At 53.7% G+C, this 21,512-nt stretch carries 16 protein-coding genes; 6 read left to right on the forward strand and 10 right to left on the reverse strand.

The genetic code is table 11. The features are described 5' to 3' along the window. Positions 1-32: 32 nt before the first annotated feature. The 6 genes from TON_RS09120 to TON_RS09145 all read right to left on the reverse strand — a co-directional run bounded on the left by TON_RS09120 (position 33) and on the right by TON_RS09145 (position 10,823). The gene (locus TON_RS09120) at positions 33-1,160 is read right to left on the reverse strand and encodes an ABC transporter ATP-binding protein (protein ID WP_012572753.1); all 1,128 of its coding nucleotides are present in this window, start codon (positions 1,158-1,160) and stop codon (positions 33-35) included. Between the two features lie 30 nt (positions 1,161-1,190). Beyond that, positions 1,191-5,225, reverse strand: coding sequence for a glucodextranase DOMON-like domain-containing protein (locus TON_RS09125; RefSeq protein ID WP_012572754.1), 4,035 nt, complete (start codon positions 5,223-5,225; stop codon positions 1,191-1,193). A 9-nt stretch (positions 5,226-5,234) separates the two neighbouring features. Further along, the gene (locus TON_RS09130) at positions 5,235-6,485 is read right to left on the reverse strand and encodes an ABC transporter permease subunit (protein WP_048055117.1); all 1,251 of its coding nucleotides are present in this window, start codon (positions 6,483-6,485) and stop codon (positions 5,235-5,237) included. Further along, positions 6,482-7,381 (reverse strand): carbohydrate ABC transporter permease, encoded by a 900-nt coding sequence (locus TON_RS09135; protein ID WP_012572756.1) that lies wholly within the window; start codon positions 7,379-7,381, stop codon positions 6,482-6,484. The genes TON_RS09130 and TON_RS09135 overlap by 4 nt, the downstream gene beginning before the upstream one ends. Positions 7,382-7,419: 38 nt before the next feature. Then, positions 7,420-8,739, reverse strand: coding sequence for an extracellular solute-binding protein (locus tag TON_RS09140; RefSeq protein WP_012572757.1), 1,320 nt, complete (start codon positions 8,737-8,739; stop codon positions 7,420-7,422). Positions 8,740-8,864: 125 nt separating this feature from the next. Further along, complete coding sequence (locus tag TON_RS09145; protein WP_012572758.1) at positions 8,865-10,823, reverse strand: alpha amylase N-terminal ig-like domain-containing protein; 1,959 nt, start codon at positions 10,821-10,823, stop codon at positions 8,865-8,867. A 70-nt stretch (positions 10,824-10,893) separates the two neighbouring features. Between TON_RS09145 and trmBL1 the strand changes: the two genes are divergently transcribed. Both trmBL1 and TON_RS09155 read left to right on the forward strand, forming a co-directional pair. Next, on the forward strand, positions 10,894-11,916 hold the full coding sequence (gene trmBL1 / locus TON_RS09150; RefSeq protein ID WP_012572759.1) for an HTH-type sugar sensing transcriptional regulator TrmBL1: 1,023 nt from the start codon (positions 10,894-10,896) through the stop codon (positions 11,914-11,916). 39 nt (positions 11,917-11,955) lie between these two features. Further along, positions 11,956-13,308 carry a glycogen synthase gene (locus tag TON_RS09155; protein ID WP_012572760.1) on the forward strand — a complete coding sequence of 451 codons (1,353 nt, stop codon included), beginning with the start codon at positions 11,956-11,958 and terminating at the stop codon, positions 13,306-13,308. Between the two features lie 2 nt (positions 13,309-13,310). Here TON_RS09155 and TON_RS09160 read toward each other — a convergent pair whose 3' ends face one another. After that, positions 13,311-13,673 carry a ribonuclease P protein component 2 gene (locus TON_RS09160; protein ID WP_012572761.1) on the reverse strand — a complete coding sequence of 121 codons (363 nt, stop codon included), beginning with the start codon at positions 13,671-13,673 and terminating at the stop codon, positions 13,311-13,313. A gap of 82 nt (positions 13,674-13,755) precedes the next feature. Between TON_RS09160 and TON_RS09165 the strand changes: the two genes are divergently transcribed. The 3 genes from TON_RS09165 (at position 13,756) to TON_RS09175 (ending at position 15,954) form a co-directional block, all read left to right on the forward strand. Continuing rightward, positions 13,756-14,838: a radical SAM protein gene (locus TON_RS09165; protein ID WP_012572762.1), complete on the forward strand. Its 1,083-nt coding sequence runs from the start codon at positions 13,756-13,758 to the stop codon at positions 14,836-14,838. 119 nt (positions 14,839-14,957) lie between these two features. Then, positions 14,958-15,734, forward strand: a complete 777-nt coding sequence (locus TON_RS09170) for a hypothetical protein (protein ID WP_012572763.1) — start codon at positions 14,958-14,960, stop codon at positions 15,732-15,734. Between the two features lie 37 nt (positions 15,735-15,771). Continuing rightward, the gene (locus TON_RS09175; protein WP_012572764.1) at positions 15,772-15,954 is read left to right on the forward strand and encodes a hypothetical protein; all 183 of its coding nucleotides are present in this window, start codon (positions 15,772-15,774) and stop codon (positions 15,952-15,954) included. A 22-nt stretch (positions 15,955-15,976) separates the two neighbouring features. Here the strand turns inward: TON_RS09175 and ileS are convergent, their stop codons facing one another. The 3 genes from ileS to TON_RS09190 all read right to left on the reverse strand — a co-directional run bounded on the left by ileS (position 15,977) and on the right by TON_RS09190 (position 20,871). Next, a complete protein-coding gene (gene ileS / locus TON_RS09180; protein ID WP_012572765.1) occupies positions 15,977-19,174 on the reverse strand; it encodes an isoleucine--tRNA ligase in 3,198 nt (1,065 codons plus the stop codon). Between the two features lie 429 nt (positions 19,175-19,603). Then, entirely contained in the window at positions 19,604-19,978 is a 375-nt protein-coding gene (locus TON_RS09185) for a hypothetical protein (RefSeq protein ID WP_012572766.1), read from the reverse strand. A 62-nt stretch (positions 19,979-20,040) separates the two neighbouring features. After that, the gene (locus TON_RS09190) at positions 20,041-20,871 is read right to left on the reverse strand and encodes a DMT family transporter (RefSeq protein WP_012572767.1); all 831 of its coding nucleotides are present in this window, start codon (positions 20,869-20,871) and stop codon (positions 20,041-20,043) included. A 113-nt stretch (positions 20,872-20,984) separates the two neighbouring features. Here TON_RS09190 and TON_RS09195 point away from each other — a divergent pair, with 113 nt between their 5' ends. Beyond that, entirely contained in the window at positions 20,985-21,512 is a 528-nt protein-coding gene (locus TON_RS09195; protein ID WP_012572768.1) for a 4Fe-4S dicluster domain-containing protein, read from the forward strand.

Genomic DNA, 21,512 nt, shown 5'->3' on the forward strand with positions numbered 1-21,512 from the left:
GGGAGAAAATAGAAATAAGGATTTAAAAAACTTCAGAAGACGGCTTTTCCGCTTCCTTTGTCGAAGACGTGAGCCTTTCTCATGTCAAAGACAACGTCAACTTCCTGGCCTTCCTTAACCTTGGATTCGGAGCGGAAGGCGCCCAGGAAGGTTATATCTCCGACGCGGAGGTGGACTATCTTCTCGCTTCCGAGGTTTTCGATAATCTCCACCATGGCCCTAGTCATGTTCTCTCCGGGTATTTTGATCTGTGCGAACATTGCGTCGTAGATGTCCTCCGGGCGGATTCCAAAGATGGCTTCCTTTCCTATCAGGTTCTTCTCCCTGAGAACCTCTCCCTGGTCGTCGAGGAGTTTGAGCCTGAACTCTCCGAAGTCGGCCCAGACGCCTCTCTCATCTTCCACTATTGATGCGTCTATGAAGTTCATCGGCGGACTGCCTATGAAGCTGCCGACGAAGGTGTTTGCTGGCCTGTCATATACCTCGTCTGGCGTGCCAATCTGCTGGAGAACGCCTTGGTTTATGACCGCAATCCTATCTCCCATGGTCATTGCTTCGACCTGGTCGTGGGTGACGTATATTGTTGTGACTCCAAGCTGTCTCTGGAGCCTTTTGAGCTCGGCGCGCATTTTCACCCTAAGCTTCGCGTCGAGGTTGCTGAGCGGCTCGTCCATGAGGAAGACCTGCGGCTTTCTTACGATGGCCCTTCCGAGGGCTACCCTCTGCCTCTGGCCGCCGCTTAACTCCCTCGGCTTCCTCTTGAGGAGTTCCGTAAGGCCAAGCATCTCGGCGACTTCCCTTACATGCCGATCTATCTCCTGCTTGGGGACTTTCCTGAGCTTGAGGGGGAAGGCTATGTTGTCGTAGACCGTCATATGCGGGTAGAGAGCGTAGCTCTGGAAGACCATGGCTATATCACGGTCTTTTGGTGGAGCGAGGATTCCCTTTTCCGGGTCGGCGACGAGTTTGTCGCCGATGTAGATTTGTCCCTTTGTGGGCTCCTCAAGGCCGGCTATCATTCTGAGAGTCGTCGTCTTTCCACAGCCGCTCGGCCCGAGGAGTATCATAAACTCGCCGTGTTTGATCTCCAGGTTCATGTCCTTGACGGCTGTGAAGTTCCCGAACTGCTTCCAAACCCCAATGAGCTTTACTTCGGCCATGGTATCACCTCAAAAAATTTGGAAGGAGGGTTACCTTCTCCTCCTAAGCAGGAGCGGGGTTAAAGCCAGTCCAAGCAAAACCGCCGGACCGCAGATTCCTCCCTCTTCACCTGGAGTGGTTGTGCTAGTGGTGGTCTCGGCTGGAGTTGTTGTGGTCTCCTGCGGCGTTGTTGTGGTCTCGCTTGGAGTGGTCGTTGTTTCGCTCGGAGTCTCAGTGGGTGTCTCAGTAGGAGTCACTTCCTCGCCACCAGTTCCCTCGACGAGCGGTATCATGAGAACCGTCGCGAGGGTCTTCTTTTCTAGGTCGTAGGAACTCAGCTGCTCCTCCTGTGTTGGTTTGAGCCCTTCTGGGACGAGCATGTCAACCACTCTCGGGGCGAGGTTGTCTATGACAGCGTTTGGATCAGCTCCTCCGAGTTTCCACTGTTCCGCCTCAACTGCAACTGGTCTCCACTTGTCCGGACCGTAGCCGTCCTGAGAGCCTACGAGCACCGCAGTGTAGAGCCCGTAGTCAGTGACGCTCAGGTACTTCTTGGGAACCTTGACTATTATGGCGTTCTTTACTGGGTCGGCTGAAATCTGCATTTCACCCTGGTAAACGGTTCCGTCCGGGAGCACTATCAGGTTTCCGTAGTCCCAGCCCGCTATTCTAAGCGCCAGATCCCATGGATGTCCCGGATCGAGCTGGACGTTGCTTCCTGGACCGTCGGGGAACATCTTGATGGCGCTGGTGTTTCCTCCGTCTGTGAAGTCGAAGTAGACCTCGATTATCTGCAGGCTGAAGCCGTTCGGCCCGTTCCACGGGTTGCCACCGAGGTCCTTAAAGTAGAACTCCAGCGTCCAGGCGTCGTCGCCTTCAATCATCTTAAACTTGAGCAGGTCGAGGTGACCTGGCACGAAGACCTTGTCGGTCGGATAGGTGTAGGTTCCCGGACCGTGGTCGTCACCCTCCGGGTCGAGCATGGTTATGCCCTGCTTGAGGAGTGGAATAGCCTTAACGGTGGCGAGTTTTATCTCGTTGGCATCATAGGAGCTGAGCTGTTCTTCCTGGGTTGGCTTAAAGCCCTCTGGGACGAGCTCATCAACGACCCTTGGTGCGACGTTGTTGATTACCGCCTGTGGGTCAGCTCCTCCGAGTTTCCACTGTTCCGCCTCAACTGCAACTGGTCTCCACTTGTCCGGACCGTAGCCGTCCTGTGAACCAACGAGAACGTCTCCCCAGAATCCGTAGTCCTCGTTTATCTGGATGTACTTCTTCGGGATCTTTACGATTATCGCGCTCTTAACTGGGTCGGCGCTTATCTGCATCTCGCCTTGGTAGACGGTTCCGTTCGGCAGGACTATGAGGTTTCCATAATCCCAGCCGGCTATTCTCAACGCCACATCCCACGGGTGCTCTGGGTCGAGGTTGACGTTTGCTCCCGGTCCGTCCGGGAACATCTTTATTGCCGAGCTGTTTCCTCCCTCTTTGAAGTCAAGATAAACCTCGATTATCTGCAGGCTGAAGCCGTTCGGTCCATTCCATGGGTTGCCGCCGAGATCCTTGAAGTAGAACTCCATCACGTAAGCATCGGTCTGCTCGAGCATTCTGAACCTGAGCAGGTCAAAGGCACCCTCCACGAAGACCTTGTCGGTTGGGTAGGTGTAGGTTCCTGGACCGTAGTCATCGCCCTCAGGGTCGGCGATGTCCACGAGGGTTACTCCTTTAACCTCCGTGGGGAGCTTCAGCTCAATCGGAGTGGTTATAACCTCAAGCTCTCCGTCCTTGACTGTGGAGACCGCGAAGTAGAAGTCCTCGGGGGTCTTGATGTATTCGAAGGGGACGATGATCTCCACTCTACCATTTACCGTCTTAACCACAGCATCGCCGATCTTCTCGCTATCCTCGTAGTTGGTAGCCTGGTAAACCTCCGCCTTGTTGTCCTTGTAAACTATATGCTTGGTTATCATCAGCCCGACGCTGTCCTTTGAGAACGGGAACATCGAGTACCTGAGCTCAGTCGGCTTGTCCTGGAGGATTGTGAAGGTGTTGCCAACGCGCTCGCCCTTCTCGTATATGCTTATCTCAAACTCGTTGAGCTCTCCTTTAACTATGAAGTGAATTCCGTCGCCGTCGAAGTATACGCTTACACCTTCAGCGAGGGAGGACATGCTCGAGTAGTTCTTGACCTGGCCCTCTCCGAGGCCGTCGAGGGCTCTAACTGTGTAAGGTTCTCCATCGGGGAAGAAGTTTCCATAGAGGTAGCCCGGTGGTTCGAGGCCAGCTAACCTGTACATCTCGTAGAGGTAGGTCTTGAGGTAGCGGTCAAAGGTGTAGTCCTGCCCGCTGCTCTGGTCGCTTCCGTACCACCAGAACCAGTCACTGGCCTCAGCACGGAGGAGATACTCATAAGCTTTCTCCCAGTAGGTCTGGCTCATTTCATCCTTGTGCTCCATAAGGGCCTTTCTCGCTAAGTAGAGCCAGTACCAGCCGTAGTTCTCCTGGGGCTCGCCTATCCACGTTGAGAGGGTCCCATCAATCCAGCTCGACTCGGGCCACTGCATTTCTTCCTTAACGCCCACCATGTCGTAGAGATCCCCGAGGCTCTGGGCCTTCTTGAGGGCCTCAACTTTGTCGCCGGTCAGGTCAAGGCGCTCCATCATCTGGGGTGTGAGCTTGTTTGCCTGGTCTCCGTAGAGCTGGATGTACTCGCTCGGGGTGAGGGTTCTTATGAGCCCCTGCTCCTGGAGCTCGGTGAGCCTCTTATAGAGCGTCTCAAGGAAGAGCTTTCCGTCGTAGGGGTAGTGCTCCCACGGGTTCTCTCCGTCGAGGGTTATGACGTAAACGAGAGAACCATCGTAGTTCTGCTTCTGGAGCTTGAGAAGCTCGTTTATGAAGTCCTCAACGGCATCGTACTGGTTCATTCCACCGTAGGTAAATCCAACGCGGTCGCTCAGCGCGTGGTCCCTCGGGAAGAGGTATATCTTCTTTTCGTCGAACTCAGCTACCCAGGGCTTGTGGTAGTTCTCAACAGTTCCCTCTATGCCGAGCTTCTGGAGCACGAGCTGGTCGGTCATGACCCAGGTCCAGCCGTTGCCGGCAAGTATCTCGAGGGTCTTGTCGTTGAGAGCGCTCTCAGCGGCCCATCCTCCAACCGGCTCAACCTGGCCGCCGCCAAGGTACTCCTTGTAGAGCTCGTCGGCCTTCTTCACCTGGTCGTTGAAGTCGCTCTCCCAGCCGAAGTCATTGAGGATTGGGCCTATCGGGTGGGCATAGGGAACGACGGTAACTTCCACGTTGCCGTTGCCGAGGAGGAGGTTAATAGCCTCGTGCTCCTCGAAGGTGTGGTTGAGGAGCCACATCTGGGCGTCCAGAACTGTCTTAACGTCTTCCCTCGTGTAGCCGCCTTCATCAACCTTGTCGTAGAGGGCCTTCAGCTCTGGATGGCTCATTATGTAGCCGTAGTCTATCCAAGCGAGGTTGAACAGAACGGCGAGGTCGATGTAGTCCTGCTCTGTGAACTCGTTGGTAACGGCTATTTTCTGCTCCTCGAGCGGCAGGTTGGCATACTTGGCCTTGGCCTGCATCATCTTGTTCTTCAGCTCGGTGTAGCGGTTCCAGAAGTCCCTTATGGGGTTGCCGTTCGGGTCGGTTATCGGCTCACCGTTCCACGGAATCGTGTGGTCGAAGAATCCACCCGGGGCCTGGAGCATGAACCACTTCTCGTCAACGGTGAGCGGCTCGCCGTTGGCTATCTTCTCAGTGATTATCTGGTAGTTGTCCTTGGCGCCGTTCATATAGTCAGCCAGCTGGGCTATGAGCGAGCCCGAGAGGTCTATGGTAGCGTGAACCTCAGGATACTGACTCAGGTAATAGGCCATCTTCCAGTAGTTGTTGGCCGCGTGGAGCCTGACCCACGGCCTCGTGTAGATGTCCTGTATTGGGTCGTAGTAGTAGGGCTGGTGCTGGTGCCAGACTATTATCACGTTCAGGGGCTTGGGCTCTTCAGCCGTCACGCTCGGCTGAACTGCCAGGAGGCTTCCGAGCATTAAAAAGGCCACAAATAGGGAAAGGACCTTTCTCATATTATCACCTCACTCCTTTAAACCTCCAACGGTTAGACCGCTCCTTATGTAGTTCTGAGCGAGCATGAACATCACGAACACTGGCAGCGCGAAGAGCAGCGCCGCTGCCGCGAAGTAGCTCCAATCTATTCCCCTGCCGATACCGCCCATGAGGAGGTATATCCACACCGAGAGTGGCTGGTTTTTCTCCGTCAGTAGCAGGCTCGCGAGGATGAACTCCGTCCAGCCGCCGATGAAGGCGAATATGGCTACCGTGGCTATTCCTGGCAGGGCCATTGGCAGGAGGACGTACCTTATAATCTGCAGGTAGCTTGCACCATCTACCAGTGCCGCCTCGTCGAAGTCGGGACTTATGGAGTCGATGTATCCCTTGAGGAGCCAGGTGTTGAAGGGAACGCTTCCGGCAGCATAGATGAAGGACAGCACCGGCAGCTTGTCGTATAGGCCGAGCTTGACTATCATACCATAGAGGGCTATCAACCCGGCTATGCCAAGACCCCCTGCAACCTGCGTGAACATCAGGTAGAAGTAAAGAATGTGATCTCTGCTGAAGAACTGCATCCTTGAGAATGCGTAGGCCGCTGGAACGACGAAGATCATTGACAAGAGGACTGTTAGCGTGGCCAGCAGGAGGCTGTTCTTCAGGTAGCCGAAGAACACCGAGTTGAGGAACTTTCCGACCGCTGTGAACTCGGCCTTACCTGTGTTTCTGATCACGACGTACTTCTCCATCGGGCCGGAAACTGAAACGCCGTTGACATCACCACTCGTCAGCTCAACCTCCCTGACTATTCCGAATCCTATGCTGCCATCATCGTTCATCCTGGTGAGGACAAACAGTCCCTCTATCTCTCCCTTGAGCGTCCCCTGAAAGTTCTCTGTCGTGGAAACGTCGAAGATGATGCCAGAGACAGGTATTTCAAACTTCAGTCCTGTGAACGGTCCATACTTGATGGCTCCTGTTATCTTTCCATCAGTGAGATAGAGCTTGCCGTCCTCGATTTTGGCCTGTCCTTCAATGGTTCCAGTGAAGTTTTTGCTTATCTTGCTTCCTTTGAATCCAAAGAGCACTTCCCTGTAGGCATCGAGCGTAACGTTCCTTGGTATGAGCTCGATTTTTGTTGTTGCGAGCGTTGCGGCTGGTTTTATCGACACGGTGAATATATAGTACACTGGGAAGAGGATGATAAACATTATGAAAATGGCCGCGAGGGTGAGGAGGAAGCTCTTGATTATCTCCTTTTTCTTTTGGCCCATCATCCCTTGGCACCCTCCTGGAGCTTGGTTATCCTAACGTTGACGTACATGTAAACCGCCAGCACGAGGGTCGCTATTATCATCACCGCCGCTGCCCTTCCGTAGTGGGGACTCGCCCCAAAGGCCTTCCTGAAGCCGTAGAGCAGTATGAACTTGTCCTCGAATAGGCCAGCGTTGTAAATGTATGGCACCATGAAGTACTGGAAGCTGGCTGCACTGGTGAGTATTGTGGCGAAGGCTATTGGCTTGCCGACTATCGGGAGAACGACGTGCCTGAGTCTCTGCCAGTAGTTGGCACCGTCTATTATTGCCGCTTCCACGAGCGTGTCCGGAACGGACTGAAGCGCCGCCGTGATGACGGTTATCATAAACGGATAGGCCAGCCAGACCTCGATTATGTTGAGAGCTACAAGGCCCCAGAAAGGATCGTTCGTCCAGTTGGGAAGGGTACTCACGCCGATCGATTTGAGAATCTGATTAATCGGACCAAAAACCGGATCAAACATAAACCTCCAAACGGTGACCGAGAAGAGGAGCGGTAGGGCCCATGGGATTATCAGGAGCGACCTGTAGACCATCTTGCCCTTGACGTATTTGCTGTTGTAGAGCAGGCTGAGGAAAGTTCCTACAAGAACCTTGAGGGTAACGCTCGTTGCGACGAATATCCAGGTCCACATAAAGGCGCTTCTGAACTTTTCGTCGCTCAGTATCCACCTGAAGTTCTCTAAACCAACGAACTTGAAGGGCTCTGCATCCGGCGCCTGGATTGGAAAGTTGCCGAGCTGGGCGTTGGTGAAGGCAAGGTAAATCGAGTAGATTATCGGCCACAGGTTGAAGAGCAGAAACGCCGCCATCCCTGGAAGAATGAGGAACAGAGCAATTGTGGTGATCTTCTTCATCCCAATCCCTCCAAAAAGGTAGGAAAAGGGAAAGGGCTTCAGCCCCCGAGGTTGTTCAGGATCTCCTGCTGGTACTTCTGGAGTATGGCGGGTATGTCAGCGGTGGCCGGGTCCTGGAGTATCTCGTTGATGGCTCCGTCAACACCGCCCCAAACGGCGCCCATCTTCGGGCTCTTTGGCATGAGGTATGCGTGCTGGACTGCCTGACCGAAGCCGTAGATAACGGGGTCAGCTTGGATTTCTGGGTCCTCAAGAACCGGTGAAAGGACCGGGATGTATCCGAGCTGGAGGGAGAGCTCCTTTATGGCCTCTGGATTGGTGGTGAACCACTTGACGAAGTACCAGGCGGTCTCTTTGTTATTTATGCCCTTGGCGAAGTAGATGTTCTTGACTCCACCATAGGGTCTCGGCCAGTACTCCTTACCGTCCTTGATTATCGGCGGGAGCGGGACGATGCCGAAGTTGATTCCAGCGTCCTTGACGCTGGCAATGCTCCACGGACCGTTGACCATCATCGGAGCACGGCCCTCGAGGAAGATGCTCTGCTGGGTGTTGTAGTCAGCGGTTGGGGCCATGTATGGCCAGACGTTCTGGAAGAAGAACTCGAAGCCCTCTATGGTCTCAGGCTGGTCGAGACCGGGCATCTCGGTCTGGTCGTTGAAGTAGTAGCCTCCAAAGGCCTGAGCCCAGGCAGAGATGAAGTAAGCGTTAACTGGGTAGGCTATGCCGTACTTATCGTTGTCCGGGTCGTAGTACTGCTCCATTATCGCCTTCATCTCGTCGAAGGTCTTGGGCGGCTCGCTTACCATATCCTTGTTGTAGATGATTGCAACGGTCTCGGCAGCGAAGGGCATGGCGTAGAAGTGACCCTTGTACTGCATAGCATCCTGAGCCATCGGGGCGAACTGGTTCAGAATGTCGTCGGTAACGTAGTCGTCAATCGGCTCGAGAAGGCCAGCATCGGCGAACTTTCCAATCCAGTCGTGGGCCCATATGAAGAGGTCCGGACCCTGGCCGGTCGGAATTGCGGCTTTGAGGGCACTCTCAAGATCCGGCTTCTGCTCGAAGACTATCTCAACGTTCGGGCACATGGCCATGTACTCCTCTGCGAGGCTCTGGAAGACCTCGAGCTCGTTCGGTTGCATGGCGTGCCATATGACTATTTTTCCGCTGCCGCACTCGATCTCTGGAGTGGTAGTTGTTTCTGTTGGGCTGGTAGTCGTTGTGGTCTCGCTCGGGGTGGTTGTTGGCTGAGTGGTGGTGGGGCTGGTAGTTTCACCGCCGCCTATACAGCCGCTGGCCACGACGCTAAAAATCAAAACTCCAATCAAAAGTAGGGTAAACAGTCCTTTCTTCATAGCTTTATCACCCGTATTCGCTTTGGGTGTTATAGTATCATCGTCAGTGATATATATACCTTGCGCTTCCCTGTTCAAGTTTGCATTGTGTGTACAACCCGGAACGCTGGTGAAAAAACGTGGCATCAGATGGTTGAGGCGAGGGCGACAAAGGACCAGGGTTTCATCTTGAGGAAGGACACTCCATCCGCTGCAGGACGGTAAGCTTCAGGAATCTGAATGGCTGTGGGAACGTCTGAGTAGTTTATCCCCACCAGAACTCCTTCGTTCTGGTAAACTCTCTCGTAGAGGAGCAGGCCACCTTTGAACTCCAGTGGCCTGAATTCTCCCAGCTGTAAGGCTTTGCTCTTCCTTCTCAGCCGTATCAGCGCTTTTGTCACTCTGAGTATCTTGGTGTTCCACGTCTCTTTCCCCCATTTCATTGGAGTCCTTGAGCTTTCCATCCCAGAAGCACCTATTCCCCTCAGTCCTATTTCGTCACCGTAGAAAAGCGCTGGAATCCCCTTATATGTCATCAGGAAAGCGAGAGCGCAGAGGTATCTCCGCTCGTCACCGACGAGGTCGAGGAAGCGCTCAACGTCGTGGTTGTCAAGGAAGTTGTACATGGAGTATTCAGCGGGCCCATAATAGGTGCTCAGGAGCTCGAGCCAGTTGAGGAACTCTTCGGCACTTATCTCTCCACGCACGAAGAACCTTAGAATGGCCTCGTACAGGGGATAGTTCATCGTTCCGTGGAACTTGTCGAAGAGCCAGAGTCTTGCGTCGTCCATCACTTCTCCTACCAGATACGCGTCTTCCGGCATTCTTTCCCTGACCTCGCGCCACAGCTCTGGCGGGACGCCGTGGGCGACATCCAGTCGCCAGCCATCGGCACCTTCTTCGAGCCAGTGTTTCATTACACTGACTATGAACTCCCTAACCTGTGGATTGTCGTGGTTCAGACGGGGCATGAGCCACACCGAGAAGAAGTTCTCATAGTTCTGATGGAGCTCCTTCAGCCCCTTGTACTTTCGCTCCGGCGGTTCGTTCGAGTCGAGAACCCGAAGGAAGTCCTTCGACACCACCGGGAACTTCAGGATTCTGTAGAAGTCCCGGTACCTGCTCTCTCCGCCCTTCTTCACGACGTCCTGAAAGTATGAGTGGAAAAAGCTCGTGTGGTGGAAGACGCCGTCGAGAATCAGTTTTATGTCCCTCCTTTTCAGCTCCCGGGCGAGCTCTCCGAAGGCCTCGTTACCTCCGAACTTCCCCGCGACCTTGAAGTAATCAACTATGTCGTAGCCATGGTACGTCATGGACTCGAAGATTGGGGTCAGATAGAGTGCATTCACACCGAGCCCCTCAAGGTGGCCGAGCCTCTTCACGATTCCGGCTAAATCGCCACCGTGGTGCCCCAGACCGGTTTCGATTATCCTTCCTCTTGGCTTTTTGATCATGTCTCTTTCGAACCTATCGGGCATTATCTGGTAGAATACCCGATTGAATATCCATCTTGGGACTTGGAGCTCTCTCGGTTCGGCGGTGAAGTTACCGTATTCGATTGTTCCTTCTCCGGTCTCTATCTCGAAGCCGTAGCTCAGCTCCTCGGTTCTTGGAAGAACGGCCTCGAAGTAGTCGAAGAGCTCGTCGCTTGCCTTCTTTCTCATCTCTATACGCTCATCGGTGATGAGGTAAGTGGAGATTGCTTTTCCCTTCACAGTCCTCAGCAGGACATGGGTTCTGTCGGCAAAGGAGTACAAGTAAGCGAGCGCGGGTTCGTGATAGAAGTCGTCTCCGGCGGATATTCTGGCAACGCTGGTTTCCCTCTCGAATTTGTATGAGAACCGCCTGTAAGCCCTCTTCTCTGGATTCTCTGGGTCTGGAGCGTATTTTCCGTCAATTGAGAAGCCGTAGTGCCAGACCCCCTCGGGGAGTTCAACAGTGGCACGCCATCTTCCGTTCTCTTCCCTCATCCGGAAGCTGCCCTCGTTGAAGGCGTTGAAGCTCCCGACGAGGTAGGCGTAGCTTCCCCTGGACGGGACTGAAAATTCAACCTTTGCGATCCGGCCAAAGTATTCGTTTGACTCGAATCCGAAAGTTTTATACACCTTTCCCACCAGGTATCACTAGTGATGATTAAACTAATGCTAGTGAACTTAAAAAGTTGGAGGTCTGAAAATGAAGGAAGAGGAAATTATCGAAAAGCTCCAGAAGCTCGGCTTGACTAAATACGAGAGCTTAGCTTACATAACCCTCCTCAAGCTTGGCCCCAGCAAGGCCACGGACATAACAAAGGAGAGTGGAATCCCCCACACGAGGGTTTATGACGTTCTGAGCTCCCTTCACAGAAAGGGGTTCGTTGACGTGATGCACGGCGCCCCGAGACTCTACAAACCGGTCAATCCTGAAGTTGTCCTTGAGAAGATAAAGGAGGAGTTCATAGAGGACTTGGAGAACCTGAAGGCAGCCTTCCTTGAGCTCTACCGCCAGGTTCACGGAGAGGAACTGCCTGAGATATGGACGATTCAAGGCTTTGAGAACACTGTTGAGAGAGCGGAGTACGTCATCAGGACAGCCAAACACGAGGTTCTGATAAACGCTCCGTTTGAGTTCCTTCGCCTTTTGAAGGATGAGATAAAGCGCCGGAAAGACATAATATTCGTCATAATTAGCAACTTCGAGGAGATTCCGGAGTGGCTTAACGCCGACAACATCATCCTGGCGAAAACCGGCGGCGCCCCCTGGCTCATGGCCAGCTGGATAATCGGGGACATCGACTATGCGCTCTTCTTCGGTGCTCTGCCGAGAGACAAGAGGCGCGAGAAGTTCTACTCCTTCTGGGCCAAGAGTCCAAAGATCATCCAGAACTACATGCACTGGTTCTACACCATATACCTCGACAACAGTGAGATCATAAAGCCCCTTAACTACGGTAAGCTGCCCAAGCCACTATCGTTTGTGAACATCAGAACTCTCATAACTGTCTTGAAGTTTACAGAGCTTCCCAGGAGGGCTGAAGTCATCGGCAGGCTCGTCGAGACGAAGGAGCCCGTGACCCTTGACGGGGAAATAGTTGAGTACGAGTACACGCCGCTTATGGCCAACGTTACGGTCAAGGCTAGTGGCAAGGAATGGAAGGTTGGCGGAATCGGGAGCTACTTCGAGGACGTTGAGGGCGAGAAGTTCATCCTTCTGGAGTGATTTTTCGCTCTTTCCCTATTTTAAAAGGAGATGGCCGCAATGCGGATTCTGATATTGGGATTTGAGTACCTGCCCGTGAAAGTTGGGGGCTTGGCCGAAGCCGTAACCAGCATAGCCGAGGGCCTCTCGAATCTGGGCCATGAAGTGGCTGTTTTTACCCCGAGCCACGGAAAAGACCTTGGCGAGCCTTTCACAGCCTTTAGGGTTTCAGCCTTTGGGGAGAGAGTGGAGGTAACTGTAAAAAAGAGAGAGCAGAATGGTGTCGTGGTTTATTCTCTTGGCGGTGGTGTTCTTGACAGCTCTGACGTTTATGGCCCGGGTTGGAACGGCCTGCTCAAAAAATCCGTTCTTTTCGGCAAGGCCAGCGTTGGGCTCTTGAACGAGCTTATCGGCGAATTCAAGCCTGACGTTGTCCACGCCCACGACTGGCACACGGTCTTCGCTCTTGGCCTCCTTAGGAAGTACTTTGGCCTGAGGAGTGTCTTCACCGTCCACAGGCTCAACAAGGCCAAGGTTCCCGCCCACTATTTCCACGAAGCCCACCTCAGTGAGCTCGTCCCCTACCCGGACATCGACCCCGAACATACCGCGGCTTACATAGCCGACGCAGTAACGACCGTCAGCAGGAGCTACCTATGGGAGGAATGGGACTTCTTCGGGCTCTTCGAGGGCAAAGTTACGCACATCTTCAACGGTATAGACTGCTCCTTCTGGAACGAGGAGCTGATAGAGACGGGAGATCTTCCTAGGGAAGAGCGCAGGAGGAGGATTCTTGAGGACCTTGGATTAAGCGACGGAAAGACCTTTATGTTCATAGGGCGTTTTGATAAGGCACAGAAGGGTGTGGACACCCTGCTGTATGCGATAGAGCTCCTCTCTACTGACCCCTCTTTCAGTGAAATGAGGTTCATCATCATCGGCAAGGGGGATCCGGAGCTGGGAGCGTGGGCAAGGGCCATGGAAAACCGTTTCCCTGAGAACGTGAGGACAATTACCAAACTTCTCAGCAGAGAGGTCGTTAGGGAGCTCTACGGTTCCGTGGACTTTGTTGTAATCCCGTCGTACTTCGAGCCTTTCGGTCTGGTTCAGCTCGAGGCAATGTGCCTTGGTGCCGTTCCAATAGCTTCCGCTGTTGGGGGATTAAAGGACACGATAATAGGCCTCAGCAGTGATCCAGAGCGTGCGACAGGGATGCTCGTTTCTCCAAGGGATGCTTTTGCCCTAGCGAGGGCGATGATATGGGCCAAGGAGCTCGACGATGAGACTCTGGAGAGACTCAGAGAGAACGGGAAAAAGCGGGCCAGGGAGGACTTCAGCTGGGAGAAAGCGTGCGAGCGATATGTGAGGGTTTACGAGGGGAGGGTTGACAAGGCGGTTTCATTCCTTCGCTGATTTTATTTCCATCCGAATTCACTCAGAAACTTTCTCTTCAGTCTCTTTATCGTCCCAGAAACGCCGAGAGTCCTGAAAATTGCCTTAGAACCGTTTATGTGGGTGACGAGCGCCAGGGCGAAGCGGAGCTCCTCCACGTGCTTTCTATCAACACGGACTATACCGGTCTGACTCTTCTCGTTGAACTTTATGAACCAGGGCTTGGCCCGAGCGGAGCCGAGCGTCCCAAGGGTCGAGAGGCTTGCCTCCCAGATGGCCCTCTTTATCTCGTCCTTTGTGAAGGTTCTCTCACCGATGACCTGAAAGGCAATATAGCGGTGCTTATCCCTTAGTGTCGGCGGCAGTGTCTTGGGTCTTTCCTTCATTTTCACACCTTCCCATTTTTGGCTACCAACCTTTTTAAGGCCTGCTCCTCTGGTTGTGTTAGCGAGAGCTGGAGGGATTTGGATGTGGGAGACCCCTTACTTTTCATACGCCGTGAGAGAACTGCCGAAGGGCTGTCAGATGTGCGTTAGGGGAGAGAAGCTCGTCCTCTTCACCACGGGTGCATGCCCGAGGGACTGCTTCTACTGCCCGCTGAGCCCTTGGAGGAGGGAGGATGTCGTTTACGCCAACGAGAGGCCGGTTAAGAGGATAGATGACATTATTGAAGAGGCCAAAATTCAGGAGGCGAGGGGAGCAGGGGTCACCGGCGGAGATCCGCTGGCAAGATTAGACAGAACAGCCGAATATATTCGAGCCCTGAAGGAGCAGTTCGGGGAAAAGTTCCATGTCCACCTCTACACGACCGGAGCACTCACAACGAAAAAGGCCCTCGAAAAGCTCTACGACGCTGGTTTAGATGAAATCCGCTTCCATCCGGATCTCTTCAACCCGAACTCAAGGCTCTTCAGGGTGGAGATTGAGAACATAAAGAACGCATTCGACTTCGACTGGGACGTTGGAGGAGAGGTTCCCGCCGTTCCGGGTCAGGGCGAGAGGATTAAGTGGTTCGCGGAGTTTTTGGACGGACTTGGAGCGAAGTTCCTCAACATCAACGAGCTGGAGTTCAGCGAGACCAACCTGAGGAACCTCCTGGATAAGGGGTACCGGCCCATCAGCGACGAGAGTTCGGCGATTAAGGGAAGCTTAGAACTTGGCCTCGAAATCCTCCGCTGGGGCGAGGAGAACACCTCACTGAGCTACCATCTCTGCACCTCCAAGCTCAAGGATGCCGTCCAGCTCAGGAACAGGCTGAGAAGAATGGCTAAAAACGTGGCTAAGCCGTATATGGAGATAACGGAGGACGGAACACTCCGCTTTGGAATAGCTGAGTACGAGGATTTAGACGAGCTCTACACCCTCCTCGTGGAGGAGGCAGAGGTTCCCGGGGAGTGGCTTTACGTAAACCGCGAGAAGGGCAGGATAGAGATGCCTGAGGAGGTCGCCGTCGAGCTGGCCGAGGCGATTGAAGGAGACGTGAGGTTCTTCATCGTCGAGGAGTACCCCACGTGGGACAGGATTGAGGTGGAGAGGATTCCGTTGCCCTGAGCTTTCCCTTTCTCCTTGTACTATCCGATGTTGCTGGTTCTGGGGACGTAAGTAACTTACGGGGGCATAAGTTGTAAGGGTTCCGAAAAAGTTATTTACCCTGCTGGATATTAACGGCCATGCGGGTCTTCATCAAGGACTACCTCCTCCCGTGGCTGTTCGTTATCGTCTTCTGGGTTGCCATCTGGGGCCTCGTTCCCGGGAAGGAGAAAAACCTCTCGCTTCCGAACGTCCTTTCGGTTTTCGTTCTCCTGCCCATATTTCTCCTCGGGGCCCTGTGTTTCGTTGGAAAGACCCTCGAACGCTACGGCTATTCGCGAGGGGACATCAGAAGGCTCCCCGAAATAATCGAGAAAACCCACGGGAAGCTCTACCCTGCCAAGGAAATCTTTGATACCATCGCAAGTGCCCTCGTTTTCTGGGGACTGTTTTCCACGGCCGTGTTGCTGACAGAGAACCCCCTGTGGGGAGTGATTAATGCCCTGGCAATGTTTGCGTTGATCTTTTCGTTCTTCGTCCTGCTTATCTCGATGGTCATCTGGGTGGTGGTATTTCCACTCTCCCTCTACCGGATTTTCACAGATAAAGAACCGCACAGGGGCCTCATAGATTTTGTCGTCGAGTACAACCTCGTTCTCACCGGGATTCTCCTGGCGGTCAGGCTCATCGCACTTCACGCTGGCGATATCTCTGCTCCCCACTACATCATGAAGCTAATCGCCTTCGGAAGAAACGGCCAGGTTGTGAATGCTCTCTTCGAGCTTTCGGCGCTGAACTTCCTCTTTGGGCTGGTCGGCTTCTACGGGCCAAGGAGAATCGGAAAGGGGACGGCATTAATCCTGACACTCATCGTCCTCGGCCAGCTGTGGGTTGCTTGGGGACTGCTGTTTGGTTGAGGGAAAGCGTTAATTACGCCAAGCACTATTCACGGACATGGATGAAGGTAGAAAACATGCTCCAAAGAGAGCTGGCAATCTTCACGTGCTTATGATAGCATTTGGAACAATGAGTGAAGAGGAAGTCGAGAGGCTCAAGAAGGAGCTCAAGGAAGTTGAAGACTGGATAAACTCTTGGATACTCACTCAGTTGGGGAATTCAAGAGAAGACGAAGAATGAAATTTTGGAAAAGTGAGAAGGCTCAAACCTCTTCAATCCCTATCTTCGCCTGAACTTCGGGCCACTCAACCACGTAGCCCTTGGCCTCGCCGAAGATGACCTCAGTTGCCCTCGTCTCCCTCTCTATGTAGTCAAGGTTCTCCTGGAGCAGTTCGCGATTCTCGTCGGTGGTCTCTATGGTGACAACTATCCTGTCGTTGACGTCGAGGTCGAGCCTCTTCCTCATCTCCTGTATTCTCCTGACGAACTCCCTCGCGAGGCCCTCAGCGAGGAGCTCCCTGGTGAGGGTCTTGTCCACGAAGACCCTTCCGCCGTCGAAGTCCTCAGCAACGAAGAAGTCCGGGAGCTTCTCCTCTATGGTCAGGTGCTCCTTTGTGAGGTGGAAGGTCTTGCCCTCTATCTCGACGTCCATCTCGCCGGCCTGGTAGAGCTCCCTGCCGTGCTCGGCTATCCACTGGGAGACGAGTCTGGCGTCGCCCTTGAACTCCGGCCCGACCTTCGCGAAGTTCGGCTTTATTATCAGCTCACGCTCGACCCTTCCAACGACGACCTCCTTAGCGTTGAGCTGATCCCTGAGCAGTCTGTTAAGCCTCTCGACAGCCCTCTTTACGGTCTCGTCCTCGGTCTCTATGATTATTCTCCTAACAGGGTAGCGGAGCTTTATCTTGGCCTTCTGCCTTGCCGCTGAGCCGGCCTCGACTATCTTCCTTACGGCTTCCATCTCCTTCTCGAGCTCTTCATCAATGGTCTTCTCATCTGCCTTCGGCCAGTCGAGCATGTGGACGCTCTCAACGCCAAGGAACGGCTTGAGGAGGTTCTGGTATATCTCTTCAGCTATGTATGGCGTGAAGGGTGCCATAAGCCTCAGGAGGACGTTGAAGACCTTCCAGACGGTGTAGTAGGCAGCTAACTTGTCCGGGTCGTCGCCTTCAACCCACATGCGCTTCCTGATCAGCCTGATGTACCACCTGCTCAGGTCCTCGACGACGAAGTTGTATATCGCCCTCGTTGCCTTGGTAAGCCTGAAGGTCTCTATGCCCTCCGTGACTTCTCCTATGAGGCTGTTGACCCTGCTTAGTATCCACCTGTCCTCCTCGCGGAAAGGCAGCTCCTCGGGATTGACTCTAGTCGGGTCAAAGTTATCCAGGCTCATGTAGGTGGCGCTCAAAACGTAGACGTTCCATAGTATGTTGAGCATCCTCTTGACCTGAGCCAGGCCCTTCCAGCTGAACTTGAGGTTTTCCCAGGGGTTGGTGGCCCAGAGCATGTAGAACCTGAAGGGGTCCCTTCCTTCCTTCTGGACGACCTCTTCCGGCCTTATGATGTTGCCGAGGCTCTTGCTCATCTTGTCGCCCTTTTCGTCGAGGACGTAGCCGTGCATGGCGACCTTCCTGTAGGGGACTGTGTCGAAGGCTATAACGCTGGCCGCCTGCTGGGAGTAGAACCACTTGGTTACTTGGTCTTCACCCTCGACTATGAAGTCTGCCGGCCAGAGCTCCTTGAAGAGCTCCTCGTTTCTCGGGTAGTCGAGGGAAGCCCAGCTGGCTATTCCGCTGTCAAACCAGACGTCAACGACGTCCTTAACGCGGCGCATCTCCTTGCCGTTGACCTTTATGATGAATGCATCCACGTAGGGCCTGTGGAGGTCCTCCGGGCCGAGCTTCTCTTCGATGACCCTGAGCTTCTCGCTGTAGTCCTCCGGGAGGTCTATCCTCTCGCCGTTCACTTCTATGGCCACGGAAAGCTTGACAAGCTCCTCAAAGCTTCCAACGACGTATATTTCGCCGTCCTCACTCTGCCATATCGGCAGGGGTATTCCCCAGTAGCGCTGTCTGCTTATGACCCAATCTCCGGAGTTCATGACGCCGTTGTCGTACCTGACCTTCACCCAGTCGGGGTACCAGGTCACCTTCTCGTCGTTCTCCTTGATTATCTGGTCTTTGACCTTGCTGACCTTGAGGAACCACTGGTCGGTGGCGCGGAATATAAGCGGCGTCTTACAGCGCCAGCAGTGCGGATATTTGTGCTCTATCGTTCCGGCCTTGACGAGGTAGCCCTTCTCCTTGAGGTGTTCTATGATCTCGGGGTCGGCGTCTTTGACGTAGACTCCATTCCATCTGCCCTCCACGTATCTGCCCTGGTCATCAACTGGTGAATACGCCGGAAGGCCGTACTCCCTTCCGACTTCGAAGTCTTCCTCACCGTGGCCCGGTGCGGTGTGAACCAGTCCGGTACCGTCCTCAAGCGTCACGTGCTCGCCGAGGATAACGCGGTGGGCCCACTCGTACCTCTCGCGGAACTCCTTCTGAGTTGGGTACTCCTCCATGAGTATGTGCATGTAGCGGAGTCCCTCGAGGTCTTCACCCTTGAACTCCTCGACTATCTCGCCCTTAACGCCGACCTCGTTGAGAACTCTCTCAGCCAAGGCCTTGGCCACTATCCAGTACTCCTCGCCGTTCTCGGTCTCGACCCTGACCTTGACGTAGTCGTATTCGGGATGAACTGCAACCGCGAGGTTGGCCGGAAGAGTCCACGGCGTGGTTGTCCAGATGAGAAGGTACTCGTTGTCTTTGCCCTCAACCGGGAACTTGACGTATATGCTCGGGTCCTTCCTTATCTTGTACTCACCGCGAACCTCGTGTTCAGCGAGAGCCGTCTCACAGCGCGGACACCAGTGCAGAACCCTCTTGTCCTTCTCGAGGAGGCCCTTCTCCCAGGCGCGCTTGAGCGTGAACCAGCCCGATTCTATGTACTCGTTCTTTATGGTCATGTAGGGGTTGTCCCAGTCCATCCATATGCCGAGCATCTTGAACTGCTCGGTCATCACCTTGAGGTTGTTGAGGGCGAACTCCTTACACTTCCTTATGAACTCGTCAACGCCTATCTCGGTCTCTATGTCCTTCTTGGTCTTCAGGCCGAGAGCCTGCTCGACCTTGACCTCTATCGGCAGTCCGTGCATGTCGAAGCCCGGCTGCCTGCGAACGTTGTAGCCCTGCATGGTCCTGAACCTTATCACCATGTCCTTGATTATCTTGTTCCAGGCCGTTCCGAGGTGTATGGCACCGCTGACGTAGGGCGGCCCGTCGAGGAAGTAGTACTTCGGGCCGTTTGCTCTGCTGGCCTTCACCTTCTCATAGACGTTGTTCTCCTTCCAAAAGCGCTCGACTTTCTCTTCCAGCTTCCCTGGAGAATACTCCCTAAACTCTGGCTCCCTTATCATTTCAAAACCTCCCTGTGGTCTTTGAAAGGAAAGTTAGAACTAACTAGCTCAGAACAGTGAGGGGCCTTACTCGAAACGAGCAGAGCGAAGGATAAAACACTCCCCCCTCATTGGCATCGGGGCAAAATTGGGAACTTTCCTTATAAGGTTTTTGGATGAGAAGCGCTACGCGTCTCTCATTTTCCAGACGTTCCCTCTTGATTTTGGCTTGCTGGAGACTAGTGGAGAGAAGTGTGCCCTCCCCGACCGACCCCAGGTCACTTCTCCCAGGGGCGTGAGGGGGAGGGCGCGGTGATGATTATCTCTCTAGAGAATTTAAACCTCACGGAGAACTGGGTGACGTGAAGAGCACGGTGAGAATTGGGGGTCCTCCCGAGGCTTGTTTACTTGGCTTGTGTCGAAAGACAGGATTAGAAAATCGAAAGGGGCTTACTCCGTCTTCACCTGCCTCTCTTCCTCTGGCTCGCCCTTTCTTCTGCTCTCGTTCTTGATGACCTGGATTACGTAGTCTATGAACTTCCTGACCTCTTCGAGGTCTTCTTCGGGGATGTTCTGGATCTTCTTATTCTTCGTCTTGTACGTGAGGAGCTTGAGAAGTGCGAGCCTGCCCAGTGCAGTCTTGGTGCTTATCTCTCCCTCCTTCCAGTCGCGCCAGATGGCGTTGGCTATGCCGTAGAACTCGGGGATGCTGTCCAGTCCGGGATCTCCGACATCGAGGACTTCCTTGCCCAGATACTTGTAGCGCTTCTCCTTCTCCTCCTTTGGGAACTCTCTGGCCTTTTCCTTAATGTATGCGTGGATCATCTCCATCACCTCCAACAAAGAATAGCTTTGAAATTTATTAACTTTTTGTTGGTAAATACTTCTCAGGCCTCTTTTCTAACTTCATTCCATATGCCTGCCATAATCAGCGCCGCACCGAGGTAGCCCTTGGGGCTCAGTATCTCGCCTATCGTCAGGAAAGCCGCTATGTGGCCGAATATAGGCTCAGCGGAATATATCAATGCTGCTCTGTGGGCCTTTGTGTCCCTCTGGTACTTGACTTGGAGCGTGAAGGCCACAACCGTTGCGAATATTGCCGTGTAGAGAATGCCCATCCAAGGCATCGGGTCTCTTGGAACAACTAAGGACTCAAAGAGCAGAGCAAAAGCTAACGAGAAAACGAAGTTCCAGAGTATCTGCCAGAAAGCCAAGCTGAGATAGTCCTTCTTCTCAAAGCGCTGAACTAAGACTATCTGGAAAGCGAAGCTTATCGCGCAGAGGACGGTTAGCAGATCGCCGTAGTTGAAGTTTAGACTGGCCCCGGATATAAGGTAAAGGCCGGTCAGCGCCATGATCAGGGAAAGAACGTCCCTTCCTCCCAACCTGTCTCCGAGGATGAAGTAGGCTATAAACGGCGTGAAGACGACGTAGAGCGACGTGATGAAGGCCGAGTTCGAGGCGGTGGTGTACTTCAGCCCCACTATCTGGAAGCCGTGGCCGAAGAAGAGGGTTAGGCCTAGGACAAACCCCTCCTTCAGTGTCTCCCTTTTGAGGACGCGAGAGCGGAAGATGATGAGCATGAGGAGCGAGGCGATTCCGAAGCGATAGGCGAGGAACAGGATTGGGGGAAGGTAATCTAGGCTCGCCTTCATAGCTGGAAACGTGAAGCCCCATATCGCCGTGATGCCTAATAGTATTAGTTCGGAGCGGTTCATCGCCGTGTGTTGTCCCCTTTAATTTATAAGAACTTCCCCGCATAGACTCACGTCTGTGCGTTTTCATAAGGGTTATATAGTCTGAATTCCAACTATGGTACTAGGTGTTCCCGATGAGTGACGATGCTACCAAAGAGAGGATATGGATTCTGATAACGCCTGACAAGTGCAGCGGCTGCAGACTCTGCGAAATAGCTTGCTCACTGGAGCACGAGGGGATAATATGGCCGGAAGCTTCGCGCATAAGAATATACGAGCTTCTGCCCGGAGTTAACGTCCCGCACACCTGCGTTCAGTGTCCTGATTATCCATGCGTTGAGGCATGCAACTTTGATGCCTTGGGCGTGAATGAGAGAACTGGAGCGGTTCTCGTGAACGAAGACAACTGCACCGAGTGCGGCGCCTGTTTCCTTGCCTGCCCCGGTAACGTCCCAAGGATTCTCCCCGGTAAGAGAAGCGTGGTCATCTGCGACCTCTGTGGCGGAAACCCGAAATGCGTCGAGGTATGCCACGAGGCTGGTCACGACGCCCTAACCCTCGTGAAGGGTGACTACCGCTCGATCTACAGGACGTTCGCCAAAGACCCTGTGGAGAAGAGCGAGGAACTCTCGAGAAAGATGTACGGGGAGTTGTTGGGGTGA

It is taken from the genome of Thermococcus onnurineus NA1 (genome assembly GCF_000018365.1).
In the GTDB taxonomy this organism is placed as follows: Archaea; Methanobacteriota_B; Thermococci; order Thermococcales; family Thermococcaceae; genus Thermococcus; species Thermococcus onnurineus.